The following is a 1,104-nucleotide window of genomic DNA, read 5'->3' as shown; positions in this document are numbered from 1 at the left end:
CCGCCGGGCTTTGTTGACGTGGCAGCGAAACTGGTGTCGGCGCGGCACTGCCTCACCGGCGACATTCTGACTGACAGATTCGAGTTGAGCGCCGCCGCAGCCGCCAGATGATCTGACGGGTCGGCGGTGGTCTACTGCCGACCATCCCGTCTATTGGCAGCGCAGATAGCCCATGTACCCGGCCTGCAATTCGTCGCTTATCGCCAGTTCCATGATCACTTCCGGCAGCTCTATATCCGTGAGCTCCGCTACTTCTCGGCCATCCCGGCCCACAAGCGTCAGACTGAGGTCACCGGACGCGAACCCACCCATGCTGTCGCCCTCGATCCGCACCACGTCACCTGAAAGCTTGATTGCCGCAAGGGCGCCAGTGCTGCTCGAGCTGAATGCCAAGACCGGTTGGCTTGCTGGCGTGTAGACAAATGTACAAGCGGCCCCTTCAGGTAAGGCCGCAGAAATATCTTCCGGGGTCAGAAATTCCGGATCGAGAACCGGCACTTCAGCGCCGGCCAGGGCAGCCTCGATACTGTCCACAACAGGCGCAGGCGTTTTGGGGCTCATGGGCTGTTTGCCATCCTCCGCGATCGAGGCGAGCAGGTACTTCATTTCCGAGATTTCCTTGTCCTGGGCATAGATGATCTCGTCGGCAAGCTTGCGCACCCTGCCGTCTTCGATATCCGCCCGCGACGAGGTCATGATGGCGATGGAATGGTGCGGAATCATTGCGCTCATATAGTCGCTGTCGTCGACCGTCACCTGGCTGCGTACCAGCCAGAGCGACAGTCCGAAGACCGCAGTCGCGCCCGCGAAAATGGCAATGTTGAGTGCCTTGTTCTTGTACATCGAGAGCATGAAGGACAGCATGATGACCGCCATTGCCCCACCCATTACCAGCGCCATCCAGGCCCGTGTCTCTGACCAGAAGACGTGGCTGATGAGATAGGTATTGAGATACATCAGACCGAACATCACAACGGTCGATGTCGCGATCATCAGGAAAAAGCGGCCGTATTTCATTGGAACCCTCCATTTCTTCTTCACGGTCTAAATGACCTTGCCGCGTGGGAAGGTTGCACCATGGTCGCCGTGAGCGTCGTGAAACTT

Annotated in this window: 1 protein-coding gene; it reads right to left on the bottom strand. The window is 58.3% G+C overall.

Annotated elements, in window-relative coordinates:
* Positions 1–150 precede the first annotated feature (150 nt).
* Positions 151–1,017: a DUF6692 family protein gene (locus GGR20_RS18415; RefSeq protein WP_183312816.1), complete on the bottom strand. Its 867-nt coding sequence runs from the start codon at positions 1,015–1,017 to the stop codon at positions 151–153.
* Between the last annotated feature and the right edge of the window lie 87 nt (positions 1,018–1,104).

Origin of the sequence: Devosia subaequoris (assembly GCF_014197055.1) — a bacterium.
GTDB lineage: Bacteria > Pseudomonadota > Alphaproteobacteria > Rhizobiales > Devosiaceae > Devosia > Devosia subaequoris.
Note: the sequence above shows the minus strand (reverse complement) of the source record. Positions and strands in the feature narration are given on the sequence as shown.

Bases quoted from the DNA above. Each gene is read 5' to 3' on its own strand.
- GGR20_RS18415 (WP_183312816.1), bottom strand. From the start codon at position 1,017: ATGAAATACGGCCGCTTTTTCCTGATGATCGCGACATCGACCGTTGTG.